This window comes from Brumimicrobium mesophilum (assembly GCF_003025005.1).
GTDB lineage: Bacteria > Bacteroidota > Bacteroidia > Flavobacteriales_D > Crocinitomicaceae > Brumimicrobium > Brumimicrobium mesophilum.
In genome coordinates this window covers 63,303-88,070 of the sequence record NZ_PVSS01000017.1, presented here as the reverse complement: position 1 = coordinate 88,070, position 24,768 = coordinate 63,303, and the positions used below count along the sequence as shown (strand labels likewise).

Annotated in this window: 15 protein-coding genes; 10 read left to right on the top strand and 5 right to left on the bottom strand. The window is 34.9% G+C overall.

The genetic code is table 11. From position 1 onward, the window contains the following. Positions 1 to 244: 244 nt before the first annotated feature. The 4 genes from C6368_RS15690 to C6368_RS15675 all read left to right on the top strand — a co-directional run bounded on the left by C6368_RS15690 (position 245) and on the right by C6368_RS15675 (position 8,455). Positions 245 to 2,407 (top strand): T9SS type A sorting domain-containing protein, encoded by a 2,163-nt coding sequence (locus C6368_RS15690; RefSeq protein ID WP_107040179.1) that lies wholly within the window; start codon positions 245 to 247, stop codon positions 2,405 to 2,407. A 310-nt stretch (positions 2,408 to 2,717) separates the two neighbouring features. Further along, entirely contained in the window at positions 2,718 to 6,035 is a 3,318-nt protein-coding gene (locus C6368_RS15685; protein ID WP_107040178.1) for a GEVED domain-containing protein, read from the top strand. Positions 6,036 to 6,242: 207 nt separating this feature from the next. Further along, entirely contained in the window at positions 6,243 to 7,613 is a 1,371-nt protein-coding gene (locus C6368_RS15680) for a T9SS type A sorting domain-containing protein (RefSeq protein ID WP_159038640.1), read from the top strand. 32 nt (positions 7,614 to 7,645) lie between these two features. Further along, positions 7,646 to 8,455, top strand: a complete 810-nt coding sequence (locus tag C6368_RS15675) for a hypothetical protein (protein WP_107040176.1) — start codon at positions 7,646 to 7,648, stop codon at positions 8,453 to 8,455. A 68-nt stretch (positions 8,456 to 8,523) separates the two neighbouring features. On the opposite strand, the gene C6368_RS15670 is transcribed toward C6368_RS15675, so the two are convergent. The 3 genes from C6368_RS15670 to C6368_RS15660 all read right to left on the bottom strand — a co-directional run bounded on the left by C6368_RS15670 (position 8,524) and on the right by C6368_RS15660 (position 11,814). Then, on the bottom strand, positions 8,524 to 8,736 hold the full coding sequence (locus C6368_RS15670) for a heavy-metal-associated domain-containing protein (RefSeq protein WP_107040175.1): 213 nt from the start codon (positions 8,734 to 8,736) through the stop codon (positions 8,524 to 8,526). Between the two features lie 146 nt (positions 8,737 to 8,882). Next, positions 8,883 to 11,105 carry a heavy metal translocating P-type ATPase gene (locus C6368_RS15665; protein WP_107040174.1) on the bottom strand — a complete coding sequence of 741 codons (2,223 nt, stop codon included), beginning with the start codon at positions 11,103 to 11,105 and terminating at the stop codon, positions 8,883 to 8,885. A gap of 142 nt (positions 11,106 to 11,247) precedes the next feature. After that, a complete protein-coding gene (locus tag C6368_RS15660) occupies positions 11,248 to 11,814 on the bottom strand; it encodes an AraC family transcriptional regulator (RefSeq protein ID WP_107040173.1) in 567 nt (188 codons plus the stop codon). 261 nt (positions 11,815 to 12,075) lie between these two features. On the opposite strand from C6368_RS15660, the gene C6368_RS15655 reads away from it, so the two are divergent. From C6368_RS15655 to C6368_RS15630, 6 genes are all read left to right on the top strand, one after another. Further along, a complete protein-coding gene (locus C6368_RS15655) occupies positions 12,076 to 15,042 on the top strand; it encodes a T9SS-dependent M36 family metallopeptidase (protein ID WP_159038639.1) in 2,967 nt (988 codons plus the stop codon). Between the two features lie 265 nt (positions 15,043 to 15,307). Further along, positions 15,308 to 16,528 carry a DUF4886 domain-containing protein gene (locus C6368_RS15650; protein WP_159038638.1) on the top strand — a complete coding sequence of 407 codons (1,221 nt, stop codon included), beginning with the start codon at positions 15,308 to 15,310 and terminating at the stop codon, positions 16,526 to 16,528. Positions 16,529 to 16,670: 142 nt separating this feature from the next. Then, positions 16,671 to 17,468: a PASTA domain-containing protein gene (locus tag C6368_RS15645; RefSeq protein WP_107040170.1), complete on the top strand. Its 798-nt coding sequence runs from the start codon at positions 16,671 to 16,673 to the stop codon at positions 17,466 to 17,468. Between the two features lie 22 nt (positions 17,469 to 17,490). Next, the gene (locus C6368_RS15640; RefSeq protein ID WP_107040169.1) at positions 17,491 to 19,734 is read left to right on the top strand and encodes a T9SS type A sorting domain-containing protein; all 2,244 of its coding nucleotides are present in this window, start codon (positions 17,491 to 17,493) and stop codon (positions 19,732 to 19,734) included. Between the two features lie 2 nt (positions 19,735 to 19,736). Next, entirely contained in the window at positions 19,737 to 20,789 is a 1,053-nt protein-coding gene (locus C6368_RS15635) for an RluA family pseudouridine synthase (protein ID WP_107040168.1), read from the top strand. 226 nt (positions 20,790 to 21,015) lie between these two features. Continuing rightward, positions 21,016 to 23,124, top strand: a complete 2,109-nt coding sequence (locus C6368_RS15630) for an OmpA family protein (RefSeq protein WP_159038637.1) — start codon at positions 21,016 to 21,018, stop codon at positions 23,122 to 23,124. Positions 23,125 to 23,212: 88 nt separating this feature from the next. Here the strand turns inward: C6368_RS15630 and C6368_RS15625 are convergent, their stop codons facing one another. Continuing rightward, complete coding sequence (locus C6368_RS15625; RefSeq protein WP_107040166.1) at positions 23,213 to 23,974, bottom strand: alpha/beta fold hydrolase; 762 nt, start codon at positions 23,972 to 23,974, stop codon at positions 23,213 to 23,215. Between the two features lie 18 nt (positions 23,975 to 23,992). After that, the gene (locus C6368_RS15620) at positions 23,993 to 24,706 is read right to left on the bottom strand and encodes a pyridoxine 5'-phosphate synthase (RefSeq protein WP_107040165.1); all 714 of its coding nucleotides are present in this window, start codon (positions 24,704 to 24,706) and stop codon (positions 23,993 to 23,995) included. Between the last annotated feature and the right edge of the window lie 62 nt (positions 24,707 to 24,768).

Genomic DNA, 24,768 nt, shown 5'->3' with positions numbered 1-24,768 from the left:
GTCAGAAGACTTTCAAAGTTGTGAAACAATAATTTTTAAAAACTGAAGCGATTCAAAATAGTTGAATCGCTTCAGTTTTATCACTTTAATTTATTTCAAAAAATGTTACTCTTTGAGTAGCGTTTTTTTTTGGTATATAGAAACATCCAATGTTAATATACTAAAAAAAATGGAGCATGTTTTTGTTTAATGGGCTCAATACCTTATTTTTACACATTATTCACAAAAAACTCATACTTTTAATATGAACAAATTTTACAAAAAATTACGAAATCTTGGGCTAGCAACTGTTGCTGTAACCGGTATGGTTACATCATCAATGGCTCAATGTACAACAGAAATTGCACCATACAGCGAAGACTTTAGCGGTGGAGCGCTACCAGCTTGCTGGGAGAATTTATCTTCTGGTACTACGACGGCTGCAAACAATTTTTGGAAGTTTACAGGTGCTCCTGGATATGGAGCAACAGCGAATGGTCGACCAACGGGTACATATGCTTGGGCAGATGGTTCAACACCAAACCCTGACTCTATTAACTTAATCACTCCATTGATTGATTTGTCTCCACTTACTACTCCTTCTGTTGGTTTCTCATGGTTTAGTAACAATAATGTTATTCCAGGGGATAATAACCCTATGAGAGTAGATGTATTCGATGGAACAACTTGGACTACCATTGCAACTTTTGAAGGAGATGATCCTGCATGGCAAGAAGAAATTCTAGATTTGTCTGCTTATGCGGGTTTAACTGTAAAAATTAGATTTTCAGTAGATCAATCTATTGCAGGTACAGCATTTAACAATGATATTCTTCTGGATGATGTAATGGTAATGGAAGCTCCAAGCTGTTTTAAACCAACAGAATTAACAATTCTCAACGTGACTACAACTTCTGTAGAGTTATCATGGGTAGAAAATAATGGAGCTACATCAGATTGGATAGTTGAATACGGTCCTTCAGGATTCACACCAGGATCTTCAGCAGGGACAGAAGTAGTTGTAACTACAAATCCATATACTGTACCAGGATTATCACCTAGTTCTAGTTATGACTTTTATGTAAGAACAGTTTGCGCTCCTGGAGATTCAAGTCTTCAAAGAGGTATATATTCAACATATACATTGTGTGGTATTGTTGTAGCGCCTTACTATGAAGGCTTCAATAGTGGTGCGCAACCACAATGTTGGGATAATTTGGCAACTGGTGGTACAACCGTTAACTACTTATGGAAGTTCGATGGAAATCCGGGATATGGATCAGCTCCAGCTATTAATGGTCGTCCAAACAATTCTTATGCTTGGGTAGATGCTTCTTATACAAGCGATAGTGTAATGTTGACTACGCCAGAAATAGATATTTCTCAGTTAACAACTCCTTATTTAGCGTTTGAATGGTTTAGTAGCAACACGAATACTCCTGATGATACCCACCCTTTAATAGTAGAAGTTTACGATGGTACATCTTGGAATTTACTAGATACATTACTTGCAGATAGTTCTGAATGGATGTTTGTAAATTATGATTTGAGTGCATTCTCAAATAATATCATCCAAGTTCGCTTCATGCTTAATCTGACTACAACAACAAGCAGTGCTTTTTATACTGATATTCTTTTGGATGATATCAGAATAGATGACTGTATAAGCTTTGGTGGTGTTGATGGTTCACTTGATATCTGTAGATTAGATAGTACAGTAAATTTAAATGACAACATAATCACTAAGCCAAACGGTGGTGGTGATTGGATATTCTCTGCACAACCAACATTCTTAACTGAAGATTCTATATTTAATGTTACATATTTGCCAGCAGGTTCTTACGATGTATATTATATTGAACGATTTGTTTGTTATGATACAACTTTCGCAACTATTAATGTATTCGGACCTTCATCTGCAGGTGTTGATGGATCTGTAACTGTTTGTAAAAACGAGCCAATTAACCTTTTTGGAGCCTTAACAGGAAACATCGATTCAGATGGAGATTGGTTAGATTTCACAAATACTGTGTTACCAAACTCGCAGCCTAAAGCTCAGCCAATTCCTGGTAATTACAACTACATCTATATTGCAGACAATGGAGTTTGTCCAGCAGATACTTCAATTGTGACTGTTACAGTTGATAATTCATGTGATTTCTTATCGTTAGATGATGAGTTGTTTACTGATATTTCAGTTTTCCCTAATCCAGCGACAAGTCAATTAAATATCGTTAATCCATCTAATGCTGCTTCATTGAAAGTAGAAATGTTAGATATGAATGGACGTGTGGTTTTAGTTGAAGACAAAGCATTGAATAATGCATCAAATGCTACAATTGCAATTGATCACCTTGAAAAAGGAATTTACACATTAAGAGTTTATAACAATGAAGGACAAAAATCTTTCAAAATTGTAAAACAATAAAAGTGATGTGAATTATTGGAGGTAAAAACTCCATATCACTCATTTAGAAGCAATAAATCATTGTATTATAAGACGTCTCTCTTCGGGGAGGCGTTTTTTTATGGGTCTCAATTTGACAATAAGTTGATTCCAATGAAATTAACCAAAACCGATTTTTGAACTATTTTTTTTCTATATGTCAATCATAGTGGGGATTAATGACGTATTCTGTTCTTCGCCAGTAATATATAAAGCTTAAGCATTGTTTTAACATGTTGTTTAACATGAATTTTTTTTTTATTTTAGCCTAAACAAACAAAATACTAGAATTATGAAAAAAAAATTACTCAAGGGGGTGCTTTTATTTGCAACCTTTGCATTTGGAGTCAATCTTAATGCACAATGCCCCATTATTCCTAATGACCCAATAGCTAATCCATCCGTATTCAATTATTGTACAGGTTCAACCTCTGCAATGATTACAGCTGAAACAACTACTGGAGGTCCGGCTTCACTTTCAACTAATAACCAGACAGGTGGAAATGGATGTGGTGGAGGTGCCATGTTTGATATTACTAATACTAGTGCGTATGATATTACTGTAAATACGATTGATGCCAGATTTAATGGAGCCGGTGCTTCAACTGTTGTTTATACAAAAAGTGGAACATTTTTAGGTTCCGAAACAACAATGGCCAATTGGACCTTGTTGGGAAATTATACTACAGTTGGTGGTGCAAATACTTTTGAAAATATCGATGTTGCTGATTTTGTTATCGCTGCTGGAGCAACTATGGGTATTTATATTAATTATAACGCTAGTTATACTACATTAACGGGTCCTTCCGTTGCAACAAACGGAGAAATTACAATTACTTCAGGCTCAGGTTTATGTTCTGCTTTTGGTGGAGTAAATGCCAACAGAGGTTTTAACGGAACTGTAAATTATACTTCTGCTGTGCCAACAGGTGCTATTTGGTATGATGCAGCAACCGGTGGTAATGTATTGGGTACGACAAACCCATTTGAAACCGTTGGTACTACAGTGATGCCAACGGCAACTGCCGGAAGTTATGATTTCTATGTTTCTTCTGGTGTTGCAGGTTGTGAGAGTGTAAACCGAACACTTGTGACCGTTACAATTGACCCAGTTAATGTTGAAATCGATAGTATAGACGTAACTTGTAATAATGGAAACGATGGTTCCTTTGTTGTAACAAACGTTGCATGTGGAACAGCTCCATTCACTTTTTCTGTTGATGGAGGTGCTTTTGGACCAATCCCTACAAATTTATTAGTAGGAAATCATGATGTAATTGTGAAAGACGCAAATGGTGATGAAAGTGCAACTTATGTTGTTCAAGTTGCTGATGCTTTAGCTCCGAGTGCTTTGAATGCATCCAATATCACAGCAACTACTGCTGAGCTTTCTTGGACAGCAAATGGAAGTGAAACCTCTTGGAATGTAGAATGGGGTGCGCCAGGATTTACTCCAGGTACAGGAACTTCAATTGGTTCTGGGCTAGCAACCACAAATCCTTACTCTATTACAATCACGCCTGCAACAGAATACGAATTTTATGTTCAAGCAGAATGTGGTAGTATTAATCCTGGAGCTTGGTCTGGACCTTATTACTTTGATAATGAGTACTGTGATTTTACTATTACGAGTACTAATCCACAACATATTACTTCATTTGTTACCAATGGAGCAATTGTGAATATTAATAATCCTGCATCAGGGCCAGGGACGCCTAATGCAGGGTATACTGATTTCACAACTATTTCAATGGATGCTTATGAAACTCAAATTATTGATTTTGATATTGCGGCATCTACTACTTTTACATATGGGGCTTCAATTTATGTAGATTGGAATAATGATTTTGTATTTGACGCATCTGAGAAAGTTTATGCTTCGGCTGGTTATCAATCGATGCCACAAAGTGGTAGTTTCACAATCCCAACTGGGATAGCTGTAGGTCAATACAGAATGAGAGTCGTTGCGGATTATCTTAATACTGCACCGCCTGCTTGTACTGGTAATAGTGCAGAAGCTGAAGATTATACAATTAATATCATTAATCCTCCTTCTTGTTTACCTCCTGTTGATTTAGATTCAGTTAACGTAACTACGACATCTGTTGAATTACAATGGACATCATTAAGTGGTGCAACAAATTGGATTATTGAATATGGTCTTGAAGGATTTACTCAAGGTTCAGGAATGGAAGTTAATGCAACAACAAATCCTTTTATAGTTACAGGTTTAACACCAAGTGCAAATTATGATTTCTATGTAAGATCTGATTGTGGTGGTGGTGATTCTAGTGCTTGGAGAGGTCCTTTCTCCACTTATACAGACTGTGGTATTGCTGTAGCTCCTTATTATGAAGGGTTCAATAATGCTGTACAGCCACAATGTTGGGAGAATGAATCTTCTTTGACGAGTACAAGTGTTAATAATTATTGGAAATTTACAGGTACTCCTGGTTATGGTGCAACTGCCAATGGTAGAACCCCAGGTGAGTATGCTTGGGCTGATGGTTCTTCACCATACCCAGATAGTATGGTTTTGGTGACTCCAGAAGTTGATATTTCTCAATTGGCAACGCCATATTTATCATTCGAATGGTTTAGTAACAATACAAATACACCTGGTTTCAATGTTCCGTTGATTATTTGGGTTCATGATGGAACAAATTGGAACTTGCTAGATACACTTAGAGGTGATAATCCAGAATGGCAATTTGTTAATTATGATTTAAGTGCCTATTCAAATAATATTGTTAAGGTGGCATTTGTTACAAACAATGCTATAGTTACAACTCTTCAATCTCAATATAATGACATTCTTTTAGATGAGATTAGAATTGCTGATTGTATCAGTTTAGGTGGTGTTGATGGAGTTTTTGATGTTTGTAGATTAGATAGTACAGTTGATTTGAATGATAATATTATCACAAAGCCAAACGGTGGAGGTGATTGGTCTTTCCCATCTCAACCAACTTTCTTAACTCAAGATTCTATATTTAACGTAACCTTCTTACCAGATGGTACTTATGAATTATTCTATGTTGAACGTTTCGTTTGTTATGATACAACTTTCGCAACGATAAATGTTTTCAATCCTTCATCAGCTGGTATCGATGGATCTGACGTGGTTTGTTTAAATGAGCCACTAGATTTATTTGGAGCGTTAGGAGGTGCAGTTGATTTAGGAGGGCAGTGGTTTGATTTTACAAATACACTTCTTCCGAACTCACAGCCAAAGGCACAACCAATTCCTGGTAATTACAACTATTTCTATGTTGCTGATAATGGAGTTTGTCCTGCAGATACCTCAATAGTTACAATTACGGTTGATAACGCATGTGATTTCTTATCGTTAGATAATGAATTGTTTACGGATATTTCAGTATTCCCTAACCCGGCAACGAGTCAATTAAATATCGTTAATCCATCTAATACTACTTCATTGAAAGTGGAAATGTTAGATATGAATGGACGTGTAGTTTTAGTTGAAGATAAAGCATTGAATAATGCATCCAATGCTACAATTGCGATTGATCACCTTGAAAGAGGAATCTATTCTTTAAGAGTTTATAATAATGAAGGACAAAAATCTTTCAAAATTGTAAAACAGTAATTGTAAAACATATTTTATCACATTATTCAATTTATTGAATATATGTTGTTTTGAAGCGCCTCTCATTTGGGAGGCGCTTTTTTGTTAATTTTAAGTTTGTTTAGAACCTGTTTTTGTAAGTATTTGCCTAGAATTTAATGAATTGTATTCTCATTTATTCTTTGTATTTTTATATTCAATCGAAAGATGATCTTAAAAAACTACTTTATGAAAACTATAACTCTAAAAAGTTTTATCCTCTTGATTTCCATTTTGTCTGGTTTAAGTACGAACGCTCAATCACAATGCACACCTGTTCAAGCTCCTTTTTATGAAAGCTTCGATAGCGGAGTAATGCCTCAATGTTGGGAAAATATTTCTTCTGACCCGAGTACAAGCCCAGATAATTATTGGAAATTAAATGACCAAGGAGATTATGGAGCTGCGAATAATGGAAAAAATGAAGGAGAATTTGCCAAAGCAGATGGTTCAAATCCAAATCCTGACAGTTTGATGTTGATTACGCGAGAAATCGATCTTTCTCAATTGACAACTCCTTTTATCTCTTTCGAATGGTTTAGCAATAATGTCGATTTTCCAGGAGATAACACTCCCTTGATTATTGATGTTTTTGATGGTACAAATTGGACTAATCTTGATACATTATCAGGTGATTCAGCTGTATGGAGATTTCAAAATTATGATTTAGCTGCATTCATGAATCAAACAATTCAAGTTCGTTTTATGGTGAATCAAACCTTAACCATAAACCATCCAATTTATAATGATATTTTAATTGACGATGTGAGAATTGATAATTGTGTGAGTACAACCGGACAAGATGGTTCTGCTGTAGTTTGTATTACAGGGAGTACAGTCAATTTAGATGATAATATAATTGTGAAACCCAATGGCGGTGGTTATTGGTCCTATCCAAGTCAACCTGGATTAGTCAATGGTCCTTATTTTAACGTTACAACTTTGGATACAGGTTCAACTTACGAAGTGTATTACATCGAAAGATTGGTTTGTTATGATACAACTGTTGCTACTATATCGTTTTATGAATATTTTTCTGCAGGAATTGATGGTAATACAACTGTTTGCAGAAACGAACCTGTTTCACTTTTTAGTCACTTAAGTGGTAATATTGATTTGGGTGGAACATGGTACGATTTTACTGGAGCTGCGTTGACCTCTTCTTTGATTTATTCTCAATCAATTTTTGGTGTTTATGATTATACATATGTGATTGATAATGTAAACTGTCCAAACGATTCGTCTGTGGTAACTGTTGAAGTTATTGATGGATGTGGTTGGGGTTGGCCAGATGCTTCTACAACAAAACAAAGTTTTGACAACATCTCAGTTTCTCCAAACCCAGCATCAAATCATTTGAAAATCACTAATTCTTCTAATGTTTCTGCTTTAAAAGTAGAAATGGTAGATATGAAAGGAAGGGGTGTATTGAAAGAAGATAAAATATTACATACTTCAGAAGTGGCAACAATTATGATTGACCACCTTGAGAAAGGGATTTATACCTTGAGGGTATATAATGACGAAGGTCAAAATGTATATAAGATAGTGAAACAATAAGCGTTCTCATGTGTTTCTTAAGAAACGCTATTATGAAATTTATTTCTACATTAAGCTTAATAATGATACTTGTGTTGAATTCTGGTTTCAGTTTTGGACAAGGCAGAGTTGACGGATTTTACAAAGGAAAAGGAAATATTGAACTCGCTTTTGGTGGAGGTGTTGAATTCGCCTCAAAATATTTTGCAGGAAATGACAAAATAGGTTTATCACGAAAAATTTATAATTCTAGTTTAACAGTTTCTACGGGATTGTTTGATCGTCTTGATCTATATATACATATTCCTTATGTTGCAATTGGTGATCAGAATTCAATTCAGGATGGAAGTCTATTTTTAAAATATCTAATAAGGAAGATTGAGTTATCCCAGGGAGAACTTTCTTTGAGTCTTGCCGGTGGATTTTCGTCAAATCTTGCAGATTATCAAACCGAAGGAATAAATGCAATCGGTCAAAAAGCTAAGGTGCTAGATATTAGGCCAATAGTGCACTACCAAATTGGAGCTTGGTTTGCAACGGCACAGTTTGCTTACAATTACAAATTCGATCCTGTTCCAAATGCAACTAATGCAAGTGTAAAGGTGGGAAAAGCAACTGGGAAATATTATTTTGATATATGGTATGAAAATTTATATACTTTTGGTGGGTTTGATTACAAAGGAACTCCAGCACCACCGTCATTTCGTGAATTGGGTGTGAGTTATCATAAAATAGGAGGAACATTTTACAAGCCTTTAGGCCAGAGATTAGGTGGATATGTAAGTTCTGCTTATGTTTTAAGTGGTCGAAATATTGGACAAGGACCGATTTTAAATATTGGTTTGGTCCTGAAAAATATGTAAATATTAGCTTAACCTAAAATAGTGTCATATACTTTAGGTTAAGATTTTTTGTTTCCTAATCTTCTTTTTTACTCTAGTTTGGAAATTTCGAAGCCAACTTTTTCAACGGCCTCAATAATTTGAGAGGAAATATCTTTTGTTGCTGATACAGTCAAAATTTTATCTTGACTCTCTAAATCAACATCCCATTCCTCAACTTCGTTTATTGCATTTAAACCAGGAGTTACTTTTTCTTCACATCCTCCACATTTCAATGTCGTTTTAAATCTTAATTCTTCCATTATTTGGTTTTATTTTCTTTTGTAAATTAAATCTCGATTATTCAGAGTGCTTCACCGCGCTTCAATGATATTTAGGTAATTGAGTCTGTCGAAATACCGAAATATCAAAACCCAATTTTAAATAATATTTCTGATATTACAACACACTAAAGTTTAATATTTTTTAAGCGTAAACTGTTGAGCACGACTGATACTGAGCTAAAAGCCATTGCTGCACCAGCAAGCATTGGGTCCAGTAAAAATCCATTTAAAGAGTAAAGGACTCCAGCAGCTATTGGAATACTGATTACATTATAAAAGAACGCCCAAAATAAATTCTGACGAATCCCTTTTACAGTTTTTGAAGACAACTTCAAAGCTCTTGGAACTGATGCTAAATCCGAAGTAGTTAAAGTGATTTTTGCAACATCCATGGCAATATCCGAACCGTGTGCCATAGCTATACTCACATCTGCTTGAGCTAAAGCTTCTGAATCGTTTATGCCATCACCAACCATCGCTACAACTTTTCCTTCTACTTGCAGTTTCTTTACGAATTCAGATTTGTCTGAAGGCATTACATCTCCTTTAAAATTTGAAATTCTTACTTGATGTGCAACGGCAGAAGCAGTTTTTTGATTATCTCCTGTTAACATATAAACTGCAACACCTAAATCTTTCAAGTCTTTTATCGCTTGAACAGAATTCGTTTTAATTTCATCTGCAATTCCTAAAATGGCAATTAATTGATGTTCATCCGTAAAGAAAACCACAGTTTTGGCTTCATCTTGCCACTTTTGAATTGTAGCGTTTAAAGTTTTGTCGATTTTAATTCCTTGTCCTTCAACTAAAGTTCGATTTCCAATAAAAAAGGTTTTTCCATTTTCGTCAATTGCTTGAGCTCCTTGTCCAGTGATACTTTTAAAATCTTTCATTTTAGAAGGAACCACACCACCTTCTTTTAATCTTCGAATCACTGCATCAGCCAAAGGATGTTCTGAATCTGCCTCCAAAGCCAATAGTTTTGAACGCAAGACTTCTTTATTTTCGTTGATCAACCATTTTTCATCTGTTACATTCGGTTTACCTTTGGTAATTGTTCCTGTTTTGTCGAGAATTATCGCATCTACTTTATGTCCCAATTCTAAACTTTCAGCATCTTTAATAAGAATGTTGTTTTCGGCTCCTTTCCCAATTCCTACCATTATAGCAGTTGGTGTGGCTAGTCCTAGTGCACAAGGACAAGCGACAATCAAAACTGCGATTGCTGTAGTTAATCCGTGAGAAAATGCCAATTCACCACCAAAAATCATCCAAATAGTAAATGTGAGAATAGCGATTCCTATTACGGTAGGAACGAAAATGCTAGCAATTTTATCCACCAATTTCTGAACTGGAGCTTTACTTCCTTGTGCTTCTTGAACGCGAGTAATGATTTGAGAAAGAAAAGTATCCTTTCCTACCTTTTCAGCAGTAAACTGAAAACTTCCTTTTTGATTCAATGTTCCAGCGAATACTTTATCTCCTTCGGTTTTCTCGACAGCTGTTGGTTCTCCGGTAATCATGCTTTCATTTACAAAAGAACTTCCTTTAATGACTGTTCCGTCCACAGGAACTCTTTCTCCTGGACGAATGATTATAGTATTTCCCTTTTCAACTGCTTCAATTGGAATTTCTTGTTCTTCACCATTGATTATCGCCCGCAAAGTTTTAGGTTGTAATCCCATCAATTTTTTCAATGCAGTCGAAGTGTTGGATTTCGCTTTTTCTTCCATCACTTTTCCCAAAAGAATAAAAGTGATTATCACAGTGGCCGCTTCATAATAAACGTGCGCTGGCATTCCACGAGAAATAAAGAGATCAGGAAAAAATGTACTAAAAGCACTAAAGGTGTACGCAATTCCTGTACTTAATACTACTAAGGTATCCATATTCACATTCCCTTGCTTGGCTTGCTTCCATGCATTAATAAAAAAGCTACGTCCAAAAATGAATAGTACTGGAGTGGCAAAAGCCAAAGAAATATAGTGACCAGGTTTCCAATGCATAAAGAACATTCCTAAGATGAAAACGGGTAAAGTCAAGATTGCCGCCCAAAGTGTTCTTTTTTTTACTTCCTTGTATTCTTTATCTTGAAATTCGGTTTGTTCTTCTGTTGCGTTTTCAGTGCTTATGATAATGTCGTAACCTGCACTTTGTAAACTTGATTTTAGTTCTTCTTTGGTCACAGTTTCTTTATCATAAGAAACTAACACGCTATTCGAAGCGAAATTTACTCCTGCTTCATTTACACCATCCATTTTCTTTAAAATGTTTTCAATGCTAGAGGCACAACCTGCGCAAGACATTCCTGTTACTGGAAAAGTAGATTTTTCAATTGATATGGACATAATATTTGACTTGTTTAATTTTAATAGAATTGCAAATGTCAGGAATTAAGACATCAAGAGTGTTATGGTTTTTTGAGAGAATGATATGTTTTTTGGTAGAGGCGGTAGGGGCGATTTGGTAATGGCGATTTGCAAATCGCCCCTACCAAACGTCAATTCCCTTCCGGTTCGAACCACGTAATTCTTTAAACTGCGTCAAGGTCATCCCTGTTTCTTTTTTGAAAACGCCAGATAAGTATGCAACGCTATTATAGTTCAATACATCTGCAATTTCTTTTGTAGGAATTTCACCATTAAAGAGCAATTCTTTCACTTTTTCGATTTTTTGGATCACAATGAATCTGTTGATTGTTATTCCTTCAACAGAAGAAAATAATCGACTCAAATAAGGATAATCGTAATTTAATTCTTTACTCAAGAAATCAGAAAAGTTTACCGTAAGAGGCTCAGGATTGTGATGAATTTGTTGAATAATTGTTGTTTTAATTTCTGAAATCAACTGTGACTTGTTTGAAGCAAGTAATTCAAATCCAAGAGAAGTTAGTTTTATACTGAGCTCTTCGTGTTGAGTATTATTGAGTTCTTCACTGAGATAAGCCTGACCCAATTCTACTTTCTCTGCGGAAATATCCAATTCCTGAAAAGCATTTTCCACGGCGGTAATACACCGCGGACAAACCATGTTTTTTATGTGAAGAGTTTCTTTCATTTACCTAAATCCAAAGGTAATAAAACTAATTTTTAATGAAGTGATTTGGTTTTAATTGATTGTTGTGGGTGAATTAATAATCCCACGGATATTTTCAAACCCACTCAATAACCAACAACCGCAGTTTAAATAATTATATTCAATAATCACCCTAATTGTTTGTCGTATAACTTCATAAACCATATATTGCTTAGCCATTAATAGTTTGAAAAGCATTTTTTTAGGCTATTTTTGAAACACTTGTAAATAAATCTTATGAAAATGAAAACATTTCTACTTAAAATTACTTTCCTAATATTCATTCTTCCATTCTCTTTATTATCGCAAAACTCAAACACGATTCTTCAAGAAACGTTGGATTTGAATGCGAAAGAAAAAGGGTTAACAAAATCGGATGTTGCAAATTGGAAATTAGAAAACCACCACAATTCTCGAAAGGGAAGTGTTGGGTTTTATTATATTCACCAATCTTACAATGATATATTAGTGTACAATGCCATAAGCGTTGTTGCAATTAAAGACAACAAAGGATATCTAACGGCAAGTGGATTTATTTCTGACTTAGAAAGTAAAATTGAAACTGCAACAGCGACTATTTCTCCGAAAGATGCAATTTTAGCAGCAGCGAAAAATATTGAAGCAGTGAAAATTGGAGATTTGAATGAACTTGCTTCCAAAGGAGCGAATAACTATGTTTTTGAAGCGAAAGATTTATCAGTTGAAAATATCACAGTAGACCTTAAGTTGTATCCATTAAATAATTCGACAATTCGAGCAGTTTGGGATTTACATATTTATCCGCTTGATCAAAAAAACTGGTGGAGTATTCGAGTAGATGCTCAAACCGGAGAAATTTTAGACAAAACGGATTGGGTGTTGAGTTGTAATTTTGGAGATCATGAAAATAAGCAAGGTTCTCATGCAAATAACAATCACACTATTGCAGAGTTTAATCAAGCAGCTATTTTTCCACCTCCACCACCTGGTGTTGGAGCGGTTTACAATGTTTTTCCAATCCCAGCAGAAAGTCCAAGTCATGGTCCTCGTCAATTATTAATCGATCCAGATGATCCAATTGCTTCTCCGTATGGATGGCATGATACGAATGGAGCTTTAGGAGCAGAATTCAACACTACGCAAGGGAATAATGTTTACGCGAGTGAGGATAGAGCTGATGCTGATGTTTTGGGTCATGCACCAAACGGTGGAACAACACTTAATTTTGATTACCCACTTGACTTTAATTTACTTCCAATCGATTATGAAGATGCTGCAATTACGAATTTGTTCTATATGAATAATATTATGCATGATGTTTGGTATCAGTATGGCTTCGACGAAGAAAGTGGAAATTTTCAACAAAATAATTATTTTAATGGTGGTTTCGATGATGATCATGTGAATGCACAAGCTCAAGATGGGGGAGGAATGAACAATGCGAATATGTCCACAGGACCAGATGGATTTAATCCTAGAATGCAAATGTATTTATGGAGTTCTGGATCTACAGATTTATTGACTGTTAATTCTCCATCTTCTATTAGTGGAATTTATGGTTCTCTTCAAGCTTCTTTTGGACCTGCTGTCCCTGTTAGTCCATTAACGGCGGATGTTGTAATATATGATGATAATACCGGTGAAGGAGCTGATGCTTGCCAAGTAGCGGTAAACGCTGCTGCTTTAAATGGGAAGATTGCTTTTGTTAAAAGAGGTTCTTGTAACTTCTCATTAAAGGTTGAAAATGCAGAGAATGCAGGAGCTATTGCGGTTATAGTAGCGAACAATACGAATGGTAATATTATTTCAATGGGAGGAACTGGACCTGGAATTGGAATTCCTTCGGTAATGATTTCTCAAGCCGATGGAGCGAGTATAATTGCTCAAATTAATAGTGGAAATACTGTAAACGCGACTTTGCAAGCTCCAGGTGGAAGTGCCTACAACGATGGCGATTTTGATAATGGAATTATTGCACACGAATATGGACATGGAATCTCTACTCGTTTGACAGGTGGAGCAGGTGTTGCTAATTGTTTATATAATGAAGACCAAATGGGTGAAGGCTGGTCTGATTGGTTTGGAATGATGTTAACAATTGAGCCGGGTGATATTGGTGCTGATGGACGTGGAATCGGAACTTTTGCTCAAGGACAACCAACAACAGGACCTGGAATTCGTCCATTAAGATACAGTACTGATTTCAATGTTAATTATATTACTTATGCAGCCACAAATAACTCCAGTGCAATTTCTCAACCTCACGGAATAGGTTTTGTATGGGCTACAATGTTATGGGATTTGAACTGGGCATTAATTGACCAATATGGATTTGATCCTGATGTTTACAATGGTACTGGAGGAAATAATATAGCGATGCAATTGGTGATTGATGGATTAAAATTACAAGCTTGTGCACCAGGTTTTGTAGATGGTAGAGATGCAATTTTACAAGCAGATCAGATATTTAATAACGGAGATAATCAATGTTTGATTTGGAATGTATTCGCAAAAAGAGGTTTAGGTTTTTCTGCTAGTCAGGGGAGTTCTGATAATAGAAGTGATCAAATTGAAGCATTTGATTTACCTGGAAATTTAAGCTCGGCTGCAAATACAGATGTTGTTGTTACATGTGATGCTTATACTTGGCCGGTTAATGGTCAAACATATAATTCTTCAGGAGTCTTTTCTTTCGCGTTAAATAATTCTACCAACTGTGACTCTATTATGTCATTGGATTTAACAGTAGAAAATATCAATACACAAATTACTACTACTAGTTTCGGGGCAACTTTAATAGCTACGAGTGGATATGCTTCTTACCAATGGATCGATTGTGATAACGGGAATACACCAATTGCCGGAGCTACAAGTAATCAATTTACCGCTACTTCAAATGGAAGTTATGCTGTGATTATTAGCACAGATAATTGTATTGAAATATCTGATTGTTTCACAGTTGGTAATGTTGGGCTGAATGACAATTCTATTGATGAGATGAGTATTTACCCTAATCCATCTAAAGGTGATGTCGTTATGGATTTCTCAAGTACGATTGAAGAAGCCGATGTCAAAGTTTATGATATGAACGGAAAAATAGTTCAAGAATTTGAGGTAATCAATTCTCCGCAATTTACTTTCTTTTTGAAAGGTGAAAATGGTGTTTATACGATTGAAATCACAACAAATAAAGGTGACGTTTATAGAAAAAGAATTAGCAAGATAGAGTAGGAAATACTCGTGCTTTAATCTAAAAACCGCCAGAATTAAAAATAGTTCTGGCGGTTTTTCGTTTTTATTAAAATGTACAACGGATACTTTATCAGAAGAATTTTATTTTGGATCCACTGAAGCAGGGAGTTGGAAAATCTTTTGAATAACTGGAGATTTTAATTAGTGCACTCAAATTCAACTTACTTTGTTGTACTATATCCTGAGCGTTTTTTAAGCAACCTAATTGAAGCACTCTTCGTCTTTTGCTTTGATTATGAAAAATATGAAAAGAATTTTAGGATTAGCATTACTACTTTTAGCCGCCACAAGTTATAGTCAAGTACAGAAAAAGATTTTGTTTATTGGAAATAGTTACACTAATGCTAATAACCTTCCAGAATTAATCACTTCTTTGGCACAAGCTAGTGGAAATAGTATTATCTCAGATGCATATACTCCTGGAGGTTCTCAATTGAATCAACATGCTACAAATCCAGTAGTTTTAAACAAAATCGCAGCAGAAGATTGGGATTTTGTTGTTTTACAAGAACAGAGTCAACTTCCCGCTTTTCCTTATGCTCAAACTTCCACCTTATTCTATCCAAATGCGGCAATTTTAGCAGACAGCATTTATGCCAATAATGAATGTTCACTTCCATTATTTTACAATACTTGGGGTAGACAAGTTGGAGATCCACAATGGGACAGTATCAACACATTTCAGAAAATGAATAAACGCTTGTTTGAGGCGTATTCACTAGCAGCTGAGCAGGCAGGTGCTATGTTGTCTCCAATTGGTATAGGGTTTTCGCATGTAAATCAGGACGGAAACGCAATTGTGAATTTCAATGATTTATATACAAATGATGGGAGCCACCCCACAATTAAAGGTTCTTATTTAGCGGCTTGTATATTTAATAATGTTATATTTTCTGGAATTTCAACAGGAAACACTTTTGTGCCTAATGGAATAAATGCTGCCGAAGCCGGATACCTTCAAGGAGTTGCGGATCATGTGGTTTATGACGTTGATTCAATACAGCTCGATTTCAGACCAGAATTATCAAATAATGATTTCACCGTTGTGATCAACTCAGGACAAGGAACATTCAACCCTTTAATTTCAGAAGGGGACTTTGATTCATGGAATTTTGGAGATGGTCAAACTTCGACCCTAGAGAATGCAACACACACCTATACAAGTAACGGGACTTTTGAAGTGGTAATGTATTCATCTGCAAAATGTCAAACAGATTCTGTGAAGCAAGATGTTACGATTTCAACATTGGGAGTTTTTTTGGAAGAATTGTCTGCAATAAATGTTTATCCAAATCCTTCAAGTAATGGAATGATAAATATTGATTTGAATGGCCTAGAAACATACACAGTTTTCACATTGTTAGGAAAAGAAATATACCAAGGAAGTGACAAGCAATTGACATTATCAAAAGGAGTTTATGTAGTGAAATATAATAGCCAAAGTAGAAAAATTATTGTTTTATAGTTGAATTAGCTATTTTAATGATCTTTTCTTTTGGCTTGTTGAGTTGCTGATTTTCTATTTTTTTGTCAATCCGTTTCGATTATCTAAAAAGAGTTTAAACAATTTAGTTAGATTTGTTTAATTATTTATTCCAATTAGAAGTATGGGGTTCTTTAAGAAGCTAGGAAATTTTGTTATTAGTCGTAAATTCATTATCAATTTTTTATTGTTTGGATTAGTTTGGTTCCTTATTATTTGGGGAGGAACTACCTATTTTGGTGCTTATACGCGTCATGGTGAAACCATTCATGTACCAAGTTTGTTGAACAATAACGTGAAAGATATTCCAAAATTAATAGGTGATAAGGATATCAAATACGAGATTTTAGATTCAATTTATAATCCTGATTTAGTTGAAGGAACAATAATTTATCAAAATCCGATGCCAACAGATTCTTCTGGTTTATTTGTAAAATCAGATCGAGTAATTCGTGTTCGAGTTTCAAAACGTTCTCGTTTGGTTTTAGTCCCAATAGTTGTGAGTAAAAGTCACAGATTTGCGGAAGCTGTTTTAATGACAAAAGGTTTACGTACACGTGTGAATTTCGTTCCAAGTAATGAAGATCAAGGAAGTGTTATTTCTCAGAAATTTAAAGGTAAAAGCATAACTAGTGGACAGCAAGTACCAATAAATTCTGTTATTGAATTAACTGTGGGAAAGCGAACGCAAGGTGAAATGGTGAGTATACCAAATTTAAATGGACTTACAATAAATGAGGCGCAAGAGCGTTTTCTAGGAAGTTCGAGCTTGAGATTATATGCTGTTTATTCTGGTTGTGAAACGAGTAAAGATAGTTTGCAGGCACGAGTAACTCGTCAGACTCCTGTTGCCTCAGATAGTAGCAGGATTCCTGAAGGTTCGACAATAACTGTATTCTTATCTCCAGAAATTGGAGAATAATAAATTTTGGAAAACAATACTCATGAAATACGTTCACATCTTATTACTTACTTTTCTTTTTTCTGCGGCTTATGGTCAAGACGGCGTTAGTCCATTAACAACAAATCCTGATTTGTTTGGGAAAGAGAAACCTTTGCCTACAAAGGCTTTACAAAATAGTTTTGACAGTACATTTTTTTACAAAACTGACACTTTGACTTTACCTTTCTTCGATGATTTTTCAAGAAATAATTTTCAAACGTATGATGCTGGATTTACTGATCCAAATGTGAGTGAAGTGCTTTACCATAGAATGTTAGATGAGTTTACATCTGTACCTCTAGATCCAGATACGAGATTGACAGATACGAGAACGTATCGTTTAGAGTATAATGTTGCAGCAGACACCACGATTTATTATTACTTCGATTCTATTCGATTTTTATATGATGATTTAAGTGTTTATGAACCCAATCATATTCAAACCTATGCATTTCCTTCTTATATTATTTATGACACTTTAGACGGAACAACCAATTCTGCTGACACAATTTTGTTGAGTAATTTTGAATATGAGCAGGATTCAGCAAGAATATTTATTTCCACAATTAATGACCCTGAAAGTTTATGGTTGAATGAAAGAGCATATCACAATTATAGATTTGCTCAAAACCCTTGGTCATTAGGTGTGGTGTCTTTTGATGGCTTAGACGAATTTGGCTATCCTTATAATTTTGGAACAACCACTAATGGAGTAGCAGATATTTTAGATGCAAAACCAATTGATTTATCCGTAAATAGTCCAGCTGACTCAATATACTTTAGTTTTTTATATCAACGTGAAGGTTTTGGAGATAAACCAGAGGAAGATAGTGATTCTCTATTTTTGGAGTTTTATTCTCCAGTGGATCAATTATGGAAACGTGTTTGGAGAACAAATGGAGGTCCAGTTTCTGATTTTATGGTTGCCCATATTCCGATTACTGATCCTATTTATTTTGAAAAAGGGTTTAAATTTCGTTTTTCAAATTTTGGTTCATTGGCAGGTGCTTTAGATCATTTTCATATTGATTATGTGAATCTTAGGCCATTATCTGGTTATCAAGATACCTTGTTTAAAGATTTTGCTTTGGTTTATCCAATTTCTAGTCTAATCAAAGATTATATCAGTGTTCCATGGAAGCATTATAGAAATAATCCGACAGGAAAGATGAATGACGAAGTAAATGTTTCTGTTAGAAATGGGAGTGAATTAACTGAAAATAATCAGAATGGTAGGGTGAATGTTTATTATGAAGAAAATTTAGAGGGTACATTTATTTTAAATGCCGCTGCACTTTCTGGAGGCAATATTAATTATTCTCCAAGGACCACCTATTCAAGTGTACATGATTTTTCGACAGGATATTCATTTGACAATATGCTGAGCAATGATACCTTAGCACGTTTTGATTATGAAGGGATAGCCAGCGCACAATTCCCCAATAACCCAATTAATGACACAACTTTTGGGAAACAAATTTTTGAAAACTATTATGCGTATGATGATGGTTCAGCTGAAAAAGCATATGGCGTAACGGGAGAGCAAGGTTTATTAGCTTATCAATTTAATGCTTACGAACCCGATTCATTAGTGGCTATTCAAATTCATTTTGTTCCTTCTGTAGTTGACGTTTCAAACAACTTATTCTTGTTAACTGTTTGGGATGATGCCAATGGAGAGCCAGGAAATGTTTTGTATGAGGACGAATTCTTCTATCCTCGTCAACCCATTTATACAGGAGGATTAAATAAATTTAAATCTTACTTTTTTAAAGATACCATTCGTGTAGGAGTAGGAGAAACATACTATATTGGTATGCGTCAAATTGATGAAGATAGATTAAATATCGGATTTGATTTAAATCATGATAACGCTGATAAAATATTTTGGAGTGTTGATGGTGGAGGTCAATGGAATAATTCAAATTTTGCTGGTTCTGTAATGATGAGGCCTGTTATTACTAGTAAAATGGATTACCAATTAGGAGTGAAAGAACAACTTAATTTAGCACCAAACTTGGACTTTACAATTTATCCTAATCCGACCAGAAATATTTTAAATGTTAAAGGTGAGAACTTTAGCACTAAGACAACTTTCGAAATTAGTGATTTGAACGGGAGGGTTGTTAAGCGATTCAATAGTGATAAACAAGTTGACGTTTCCATGATACATAGCGGAATTTATCTGGTAAACAGATTAGAAAAAGGTCAAATTATACAAACAAAGAAATTAGTAGTTCAATAAGGATGAAAGAAGAAAATCAAAACGATAACATCGAAGAAACAGAGAATGATGAACTTTACGAGCACCATAAATTCATAGCGGATTCAGGTCAAGAAGTATTGCGAATCGATAAGTTTTTAATGGATCGTTTGGCTAACACCTCAAGAAATAAAGTTCAAAATGCAGCTAAAAACGGCAATATTTTGGTGAATGGTGTTGCTGTTAAGCAGAACTATAAAGTTAAACCAGAAGATGAGGTGTCTATAGTAATGCCTTATCCAGTTCGAGAAATCGAATTAATTCCTGAAGACATACCTTTGGATATTCGTTACGAAGATGATACAGTAATCGTAATAAATAAACAGCCAAACATGGTTGTTCATCCAGGTTATGGCAATTATTCAGGAACATTGGTGAATGGATTGATTCATCATTTTGATCAGTTACCTTCAAAGTCGGAAGATTATTTTGGACGTCCTGGTTTAGTTCATAGATTAGATAAGCACACAACGGGTTTGATGGTTGTGGCTAAAACGGAAGACGCTTTAACTAATTTGTCTAAACAGTTTTATGATCGCACTACAGAACGTCGCTACCATGCTTTAGTTTGGGGAGATGTTTTGGAAGATGAAGGTACTATAACAGGAAATCTAGGAAGATCAATAAAAGATAGAAAATTAATGACTGTTTTTCCAGAAGGAGATTTTGGAAAACATGCTGTAACTAATTATAAAGTATTGCGTCGTTTTGGTTATGTCACTTTAGTAGAATGTAAATTGGAAACTGGAAGAACTCATCAGATTCGAGCGCACATGAAGCATATTGGACATACTTTGTTTAACGATTTAGAATATGGCGGAGATAAAGTTTTGAAAGGAACAACATTCTCTAAGTACAAATCCTTTGTGCAAAACAATTTTTCATTGTTAACGGGACAAGCTTTGCATGCCAAAACTTTAGGTTTTGTGCACCCAAAAACAAAGGAATACATGCGATTTGATTCTGAATTACCAGATGATTTCAAAGCTGTCATAGAAAGGTGGGAAACTTATCTTGCGGCAAGAGATGAAATTTAAAGGTTTTTAATTGAAAAATTAGAGCAATTTAATTTTTTTAAGGCCTTGTGAGTTAAGTGGTTATTGGACTCTTAAAGTAAAAAAAATAGTTTATGTCCAATAAATAACTAAAAAGTATTAATTTTAGAAGATTATTCAAAGAAGAACAATAATTTTGAATGATAATTTGTGTATAATTTTTTAATTTACTTTCTTTCGAGAAAATAACATGTTAAATATTGCTTTTATGAAAAACTGTTTACTATTAATTTCAATATTCATCTCAGTTATGGCGTTTGCACAGCCAGCTGCAGTTGTAAGAGCGGATGCCGCTTTTAAAAGTGGGAAATACTTTGAAGCTGCAGATCTTGCTGTTAAAGCTTATGAGAAGATTTCTCCTAAAAACGCTAAAGCATTAGCATTAAAATCAGAGTTGGCTTATAAAGCTGCTTACTCTTTTGAAAAAGCGTATGACAACGAAAAAGCGATTGATTGGTATCAAAGGGCAATTGACTTAAAACATTATGATCAAAATCCTTATGTGTACTTTCGATTAGGAAGTGCTTACAAATTAAAAGGTGATTATGACAAGGCAAAAACGAATTACGAAAGTTTTTTAGAGTTGGTTCCTAATGATAATCAAGCAGAAAATGCAATATCGTCATTGGATGATGCAGTTTTTATGAAAGACAATCGTTCACGTTATACTGTGAAATCTGAATTGAAAATCAATACAAATGGTATGGATATGGCTCCAACGATTTCTAGCAATCGTGGAAATGCTATAGTTTTCGGTTCAACAAGACAAGCAACAACAACTTCAGGAAAAGATCCAATTACAGGAGAAGGTTTTTTCAATATCTGGGAAGTAGAAATTGATAGATCAGGTAACTGGAGTGAACCTAAACTATTTGGAGGAGATAGCTTAAATACTGAACACAACGAAGGTACTATAGCAATGGATGGAAGATTTAGAACTGTCTATTTTACAAGATGTCCGTCAGAATTTAAAAAAGATTTAGGTTGTCAAATTTGGATGGCAAGTAAAAAAGGTAGAAGCTACGATATTCCGACGAAAGTTGTTTTAGGAGTTGCAGATTCAATTAGTGTTGGTCATCCATTACCAAATGAAGATGGTTCAATTTTGATATTCTCATCTGACCTGCCAGGAGGTTTAGGAGGAAGAGATCTTTGGTATTCTGAATATGAAAGAAGAGCAAAAACTTGGTCAACACCTGTCAATTTAGGCCCAGAAGTGAATACTGCTGGTGATGAGTTATTCCCAACTTATGCGGCAAACGGAGATTTGTTTTTTGCTTCAACTGGTCATAAAGGTTTAGGTGGATTGGATATTTTCCGTTCTGCAAAAATCGGAGAAGGAATGGAGTTTGGAGCACCTAAAAATTTAGGAACACCAATCAACTCAGACGCAAATGACTATCACATGACAGAAGTTGATGAGAAAAATGGTTACTTTACATCTAACAGACAAGGGTCAAAAGGGACTCGTAATTTGCCAGATATTTGGTCTTACGTGTTGCCTCCAAACATTTTCGATTTAAAAGTTATTGTTAGTGAAGTAGGTGGTTCTTCTAGAATTGATGGAGCTATTGTTGAAGTAACTGAAATTCCTCAAGATCCTGAAGAAGGAGAAGAGAAACAAGATACTGTAATATATAAAGGAACAACAAACGCTTCAGGAGAGATTTTTTGGGATAAAAAACCAGATGGAGATCGTTTTGTAAATGAAGATAAAGACTACATGGTTAAAGTTCTTCCTTTAGAAGGATACCATGAGAGTGGATATATTGAAGAATTCTCAACTATAGGTTTAGGATATGATCAGAACTTTATTCTTGAAATGAATTTATTGCCTAAAACACCTATCGTTCTTCCAGAAGTTCGTTATGCATTAGGTTCTGCAAATTTGCAAGTGATTGCTGGAGAAATCAACTCTAAAGATTCATTGAATTATGTATATGAATTACTTGAAGAATACCCTGGAATGGTACTTAAGTTAGTCTCTCATACAGATGCACGTGGTGGAGCAGGTACAAATGCTGCGTTAGCGAAAAGAAGAGCACAGTCTTGTGTGAATTACCTAGTGAATGAGAAAGGTGTAGATCCATCAAGATTAGTTCCTGAAGGTAAAGGTGAAAACAGCCCTCGTATTGTTTATTTAAAAGATGGTGATTATATGGCTTCTAAGCCTTCTGGAGAATTTAAAGCGGTTGAATTAACAGAAACTTATATCAATCAATTTAAATCTTCTGACAAAGAAACATTCGAAAAGTTACACCAATTTAACCGTCGTACAGAAGGTGAGGTTGTAAGAATGGATTACGTTAAGGAATAGGAAATAATAAAACCAAATAGGTTTAGATACTAAAAATCCCCATGCTCATATTGAACTTGGGGATTTTTTATTGTATTACCTTTTAAATTTAAAGTAATGCAAATCCCAATACTTCTTGGATAAATTCTTCCGGAGCTTCAGCATGGATCCAATGACCAGCTTTTTCAATTGTATAGAAATCAGCTAAAGGAAATAGAGTCCTAATTGCATCATGATCTGCTGGCAAAATATAATCTGATTGACCTCCAGCAATAAATAAAGTATCTATCATTGTTTCAACCTCTGGCAAGGCTTTTATAATTTCAGAATATTTTTCTTCTAAAACAGGTAGGTTAATACGCCAAGCCAATTGTCCTTTTTCTTTCCAATATAAGTTCTTCAATAGAAATTGGCGAATGGATTTATTGTCGATGTATTTAGATAATTGTTCCGATGCAGCGCTTCTTGATTTAATTTCGGATAAATCTATGGATTTCAAACCATTGATAATCGTATTATGTGAGCTAGGGTAATCTTTTGTTCCCATGTCTACAATGATTAATTTATCAATCATTTCAGGATGTTTTTGCGCATATCTCATCGCCGTTTTTCCACCCATAGAATGTCCCATCAAAACAATTTCTTTCAGATCATTTTCTAAGATAAATTCATGAAGGTCATCAGCCATTAAATCATAGCTGAATTCCTCACTCCAACCAGATTCACCATGGTTTCTTTGATCTACTACATATACATCAAAGTATTCTCCCAGTTTTTTTCCATGCGTTTGCCAATTGTCTGAAGAACCAAAAAGTCCATGCAGAATAACAAATGCTTTGCCTTCGCCAAATTGTTTAAAGTGTAATTCCATCTATTCTAGTAATTCTAATTATTTGAGTAACTCTAAATACTTTTGTATTGTGACCTCTAATCCATAGTAAAGAGCGTCTGCAATTAAAGCGTGACCAATACTTACTTCTTCTAAATTAGGAATAGAATTTTTGAAGAACGCTAAATTCACTAAACTTAAATCATGTCCTGCGTTAATCCCTAAGCCTAATTGGTTGGCTAGTTCAGCAGCAGTGATATAATCTTTAATCGCTGCATCTTTATCTTTTTCGTAATTATCTGCAAAAGGCCCAGTATATAATTCAATACGGTCAACACCCACTTCTTTTGCCCCTTTAATGTTGTCTGGATTTGTATCTACGAATATAGAAGATCTAACGCCCCATTCAGATAATTGTTTGCAAATTTCCGTTAATTGGCTTTTGTGTTTTATTGTATCCCATCCGGCATTCGAAGTTAAAACATCTGGACCATCCGGAACTAAAGTTGCTTGAGCCGGGCGTGTTTCTTCCACTAATTTCATAAAACGCTCATCTGGATATCCTTCAATATTATATTCTGTTGTTACTACCTTTTCTAGGTCGTAAACATCTTTGGTTGTAATATGTCTTTCATCCGGCCTTGGATGAATTGTGATTCCTTCAGCACCGAATCTTTCACAATCTTTTGCTACTTGAACAACACTAGGAACGTCTCCACCTCGTGCATTACGAATTGTGGCAATTTTATTAACATTAACGCTTAATTTTGTCATGCTATTGTTATTTTTTGCAACAAAGTTATATACATTAACGCAGAATTACTACTTTGGTCAAT